Source organism: Stenotrophomonas sp. STEN020 (assembly GCF_056760195.1).
In genome coordinates, this window is record NZ_JBRREI010000107.1 from 1 (window position 1) to 4,703 (window position 4,703).

The following is a 4,703-nucleotide window of genomic DNA, read 5'->3' on the forward strand; positions in this document are numbered from 1 at the left end:
GCAAGGCATTACCGATAAAGCCCCTGCCGAGCAGGGCTCGGCACTACAGCTTGAGCCCCTTTACCGTTTACGGGAGAGGGGTTGGGGTGAGGGCAGCTTTTCGCTGGTAACGCCCCTGCCGAGCATGGCTCGGCACTACGTCAGATCGGGCCAGGCCGAGAGCACTGCAGGCTCCTGCCCTACCCGCTTGCAGGCGCGGGTCGAAATGCCATCGTTCAAGGCGATCCGGAACAACGGCGCCACACTGCGCAGCACCCGCGCGGCCACCACCGATTGCAACTGCTGGCCGCGACTGCGGCCGAGCAGCTGCACCGCCCACTCCGGCAACAAGGCCGCGCCCGCAGCCAGAAACACATCACGCGACACGCCCGGCAGCGGCACCGGCAAGCGCACCTCGCTCAGCACCTCCAAAACCTCACGCGAACGCTCATCCATGCTCAGCTGCGATTGCTGCGCCTGGAAGTACTCGCGCACCTGCGCTTCGCTGGCAGGCACATCGCGCGCGCCCAAGGCCTCGGCCACGCGCCGGTATTCGTCGTAGTAGCGATCAGCAATGGCGGCTGGAACTTCGCGGCAATAGCGCCGGCAACCTTCCAGAAATCCAAAGGCTTCGGTGACATGCACCCAGGTCAGCAGCTGCGGATCATCCGCGGCATATGCGCGGCCGTCCGGCAACGTACCCACCACCTGCGCATGAATCCGGCGCACCTTGGCAATCAGCTTGTCGACCTCGGCTGCCGGCGCATAACTGGTACCGGCCACAAAGCTGGTGGTGCGGCGCAGCCGCCCAACCAGATCCTCGCGGAAGTTGGAGTGGTCATAGACACCGGCCAGCGCACGCGGGTGCAGCAGCTGCAGCATCAGCGCACACAGCCCGCCGGCCAACATGCCGGGGAATTCGGAATGAATACGCCAGGTGACGCTGCCCGGCCCGAACCAGCCCGGATCGCCCAGCGGCGTGTCGTACTCAACGCCATTCTGGTTACGTGGAAAGGCGTCCAGCACCCAGCGACGGATGTGGGCGGTGGCGGCGGCGGAGACAGGGCTGAACAGGGATGACATGGCGCCTATCGTACCGGTCCAGCTGCGCAGCTGGCTGACTTGAGCTGTCGATCCGGCACCCGTACAGCCGCCGTCAAGGCCCGCCGCCAGCTGCGGATACCGCATGTGCGGATGCAGCAAAGAATTCAAGGAAAACCGAAACGTCCTTTGGCTTGGACGATGACGCACCGCAAAATTTCCATGCTGTCACGGCGTCACGGCAAACACCGCTGGTCAGTTCTTCGCACTGCCCCCATTGCCAAGCACGACGAAAGTGCTAGAACTGGACTTGCCTGACCGCTTCAACCTGCATCCGTCGCTCGTTCCAGCAAGTATCTGCAAGGAGCTCACCATGATCGCACTGTTCAAAGGTTTGGGATTGTTGTTGCAAGACAACGAGCTGTACAACAGCCCGTTCGAGAAGCAGGTTGATCATTGGAAAAACCTGAGCGATCAGCAGATACGCGAAGAAGTGTCGGTGCTGGCCAAGGCCAAATGCCAGTGGCTGATGGCCTCGATCGTGCTGTGGCAGGCATCGTCACTGTTGATTCTTGGCTTGATCACCAACTACCTGTGGCGCGATGACTTCCATATCACCTTCACCCGCGTGGTGATCGTGCTCGGCTCGTGGGTATCGATCCTGTTCGTGATCTGGTTCATGGCCAATATGTTCGACCACACCGCCGGTTTCGAGCGCTGGATGAAGGCCTTCAACAGCCGCGCCCGGATCAGCTCCGATGCCGACAGCGTGGATGAAGTGGCCGAAGCGCTGGAAATGGCCAAGCACTATCCGGAAGTTCTGGATTACAAGCAGGCCGTCACCAGCACCCGCGAGCTGCGTCATGAAGACGTTCGCATCATGCGTGAACTCGGACGCATGCGGCAGCATTCGGAACTGGTCGGCAAGCTCAATCACATCGGTGACGATGGCTTGCGGTTGCAACCCGCGTTCTGAGCCAATCGCACTCTTTGAAACCCATCGCCGCGCTCGTCGCGGCGATTTTATTTCTGCAGGGTTACCTGCTGGGAGTACCCGCTGGGCAAGCCACTCAGCTGACGGGTGGTGCCAACCACGACAACAAAGTCGCCCAGGCTTTCGCGCCGGCACAGCTGAGCATCGCCGGCACCACTGCAGTGCTCGCGGTACAACAGGTAATTGCAGCGACCCGTATCACTCTGCAGGCACTGGAAGCGGCTGACACCGTTGGCCACGGTGGTGCGGCTGAGCAGGCTCTGTTCACCGCTGATGCGGGTTAACGAGGTCTGCCCGGGTGTTTCATGGATGCCCAGCATCGACAGCAGGCTGCCGATCAAAACTGTCAGGTAATGCATGGCAATACTCCGGCAAGCGGGGCGGCATCACATGCCGCGGAACAGACTCATGAAGGGTTGGCTGACCACCAGCGTTTCACTGCGCTGTTTCAGCCGTAATACGCCGCGGCCGCTGTCATCGCGGCTCACCGCTGCTACCGCCTTCATGTTGACGATGGTGGCGCGGTGGATCTGACGGAAACTGTTGGCATCCAAAGCAGCAGTAAGTTCGCGCAGTGAGCTGCGCAGCAGCAGTTCTTCCTCGGCGGTGACCACCACCGTGTATTTGCTGTCGGCGCGGAAATACAGCACTTCATCCAGCATCACCAGGCGGGTTTCGCGGCCATTGCTGGCGGTGATCCACGCCAACGGCGGTGCGGCCAACGCAGCGGCAGGCTGCCTTGCCAGTTGCTGTAGCAGCCGCTCCAGTACACCTGGATCAGCATTGCCGCTCTGCCTGCGCGCCAACACGCGTTGGCGGGTTGCCAGCAGACGCTCATCGCTGACCGGTTTGAGCAGGTAGTCCACCGCGCCCTGCTCGAAGGCGCTGATCGCGTACTGATCGTAGGCGGTGACGAACACCACTTCGGTCTGCGGACTCACCTGTTGCAGCGCGCGGGCTACATCCAGGCCGGTGATGCCGGGCATGCGGATGTCGAGGAAGGCCAGATCGGGTTTATGCGTTTCCAGTGCTTCCAATGCGGCGGCACCATCTTCGCACTCGGCGACGATATCGAGCTCCGGCCACAGGCGCTGCAGCTGGGCGACCAGCGCCTGCCGCAGCAGCGGTTCGTCTTCGGCGATGAGCGCTTCAAGATGCACGGGGCAGCTCCGGGATGTTCACTGTTGTCTGCATGGAGGCGTTGTTCACCTGCGCGGCTGTCGATGCAGCAGCGACCACCGGCGGCGGCGCTGCAACACGCTTTGGCAGGCTGATGGTCGCAGCCATGCCGCTGGGGAAGTTGGAAACCAGCGCGAGCGTGGCTTGTTCGCCGCAGCTCAGGCGCAGGCGTTCACGCAGGTTCTTCAGGCCGATGCCGGTGCCGCTGTTGTCGGTGCTGATGCCTTGGCCGTCGTCGGCGACGGTGATCGTCAGCTGACCATCCAGCTCCCGCGCCAGTATCCACACCGTGCCGCCACCGCTCTTGGGCTCCAGGCCATGCTTGATCGCGTTCTCGACCAGGGTCTGCAGCGACATCGACGGCAGGCTGACACCATGTAGGGATTCGGGCACATCGATCTGCAGGTTGAGCCGCGAGCCCATGCGGATCTTCAGGATTTCCAGATAGGCCTGCACCCGCTCCAGTTCCTGCCCGAGCGTGGACACCGATTGGTCGATGCCCGGCAGTGAGCTGCGCAGGTATTGGATCAGGTGCCCAAGCATCTGCTCGGCACGGGCCGGATCGCTGCGGGTCAGCACCTGTGCATTGGCCAGCGTGTTGTACAGGAAGTGCGGCTCCACCTGTGCATGCAGCAGGTTCAAGCGCGCAACACTGAGCTCTTTTTCGGCCTCGGTGCGTGCAGCGTGCGCGCGCTCTTCGCGGCGCTGCTGAGCAACCTTGCCGCTCAAGGCGTGGGTGATGGCTTCGGCGTTCTCGTAATTGCTGCCTTCATCCAGCAGCCACAGGTCAACCCAAGCCCCGGCATCGGGCTCGAAGAACAGGGTGACGCTGCTGGTATCCGCGCCGGGAATCACGCGGGCGGTGATCTGGTTGTGCTTGATCGCCAGCCGCGCCATCGGATTCCAACGTGACGGCGGACGCTCACCATAGGGATCGGCGCGGCGCTGGGTGGCACGCAGCTGCAAGGTGCCGACCGAGCGCTCCAGGCGTTCGATACGTGGCATCTGTCCGATTACCTGTTCCAGCAGAGCGAACGCAGTGGGCGCATCCAGCGGCAGCTCGACCTGACGGCGATGGCGATTGGCCAGCGACTGTGCATCGAGGCGATCGGCGATCAGCGTGACCCGGCGGATATGGCCGACCACGGCGGTCAGCGCGAACACCGCCAAGGCCATCGCGGCGAGACCGAAGATCCAGCCCGGCGACCGGTCCATGCCACTGAACAGCCCGCTCCACAGGAACGCGGCGACGAGAATCGTCAGCGCCCAGGCGGCGAGGATGCGGAAACCGAGAAAGAGGCTGGCGAACATGGTGCAGTCACCGTAGGGATTGGAGTCGAGCATAGGCGCCGCCCGTCAGGCTGCAAGCGGCCTGCGACGAAACCCGGAAAAAGGCGACCGAGCCCGGATTGGCGGGGATGGAGAGGCCGGGCCGTTGTAAGAGCCCGCCAAAAACACAAACCCGCCCCAAAAAAAGCCCCCACACAACCCCCAAAAAAAAATGAACAAA

General features: G+C 62.7%; 6 protein-coding genes. 1 reads left to right on the top strand and 5 read right to left on the bottom strand.

Going from position 1 to position 4,703, the window contains the following annotated elements; all coding sequences use genetic code 11:
• Positions 1 to 135: 135 nt before the first annotated feature.
• Entirely contained in the window at positions 136 to 1,062 is a 927-nt protein-coding gene (locus ACVOLZ_RS22120) for an oxygenase MpaB family protein (RefSeq protein WP_481518010.1), read from the bottom strand.
• A 331-nt stretch (positions 1,063 to 1,393) separates the two neighbouring features.
• Between ACVOLZ_RS22120 and ACVOLZ_RS22125 the strand changes: the two genes are divergently transcribed.
• Entirely contained in the window at positions 1,394 to 1,996 is a 603-nt protein-coding gene (locus ACVOLZ_RS22125; RefSeq protein WP_481518011.1) for a hypothetical protein, read from the top strand.
• 47 nt (positions 1,997 to 2,043) lie between these two features.
• On the opposite strand, the gene ACVOLZ_RS22130 is transcribed toward ACVOLZ_RS22125, so the two are convergent.
• The 4 genes from ACVOLZ_RS22130 to ACVOLZ_RS22145 form a co-directional block, all read right to left on the bottom strand.
• Positions 2,044 to 2,373 (bottom strand): hypothetical protein, encoded by a 330-nt coding sequence (locus ACVOLZ_RS22130; RefSeq protein ID WP_481518012.1) that lies wholly within the window; start codon positions 2,371 to 2,373, stop codon positions 2,044 to 2,046.
• Between the two features lie 27 nt (positions 2,374 to 2,400).
• The gene (locus tag ACVOLZ_RS22135) at positions 2,401 to 3,174 is read right to left on the bottom strand and encodes a LytR/AlgR family response regulator transcription factor (protein WP_481518013.1); all 774 of its coding nucleotides are present in this window, start codon (positions 3,172 to 3,174) and stop codon (positions 2,401 to 2,403) included.
• Positions 3,164 to 4,504, bottom strand: coding sequence for a histidine kinase (locus ACVOLZ_RS22140; RefSeq protein WP_481518015.1), 1,341 nt, complete (start codon positions 4,502 to 4,504; stop codon positions 3,164 to 3,166). Before ACVOLZ_RS22140 ends, ACVOLZ_RS22135 begins: the two co-directional genes overlap by 11 nt.
• A gap of 7 nt (positions 4,505 to 4,511) precedes the next feature.
• A partial coding sequence (locus ACVOLZ_RS22145) for a hypothetical protein (RefSeq protein ID WP_481518014.1) occupies positions 4,512 to 4,703 on the bottom strand: 192 nt, incomplete at its 5' end.

Excerpts from the sequence above, each read along its gene's own strand:
- ACVOLZ_RS22125 (WP_481518011.1), top strand. The coding sequence starts at position 1,394 with ATGATCGCACTGTTCAAAGGTTTGGGATTGTTGTTGCAAGACAACGAG.
- ACVOLZ_RS22140 (WP_481518015.1), bottom strand. The coding sequence starts at position 4,504 with ATGTTCGCCAGCCTCTTTCTCGGTTTCCGCATCCTCGCCGCCTGGGCG.
- ACVOLZ_RS22120 (WP_481518010.1), bottom strand. The coding sequence starts at position 1,062 with ATGTCATCCCTGTTCAGCCCTGTCTCCGCCGCCGCCACCGCCCACATC.
- ACVOLZ_RS22130 (WP_481518012.1), bottom strand. The coding sequence starts at position 2,373 with ATGCATTACCTGACAGTTTTGATCGGCAGCCTGCTGTCGATGCTGGGC.